Raw genomic sequence first — 313 nt, 5'->3', positions numbered from 1 at the left:
AGGGCCTCACCACCGACCAGCTCGTCAACTTCAGCACCGACGACCTGCGCGCCATGGGCAGCCAGGCCCTGCGCGCGCTGAACAGCGCCCAGCTCGGCGCGCTGGACAGCGACCAGATCGGCGCGCTGACCAGCACGCAGGTGCAGCAGCTCACCACCGCCCAGGTCGCGGCGATGGCCAGCGACACGCTCAACGCGCTGACCAGCGCGCAGATCCCCTCGCTCACCAGCGCCCAGGTGGCCGCCATCGGCACCGCCCAGGTCGCCACGATGACGACGGAAGACGTGGTCGCCCTCGGCTCCGCCGGCATCAA

1 protein-coding gene is annotated in these 313 nt (G+C 71.6%); it reads left to right on the top strand.

What is annotated here, in order from left to right; genetic code table 11:
* On the top strand, positions 1-313 hold a 313-nt coding region (locus B0W88_RS34270; protein ID WP_198938023.1), incomplete at both ends, for a hypothetical protein.

Source organism: Pelomonas sp. KK5 (genome assembly GCF_001984095.1).
Taxonomy (GTDB): Bacteria; Pseudomonadota; Gammaproteobacteria; order Burkholderiales; family Burkholderiaceae_C; genus KK5.
The sequence above is the reverse complement of the archived record's forward strand: the minus strand, read 5'-3'. Positions and strand labels throughout refer to the sequence as shown.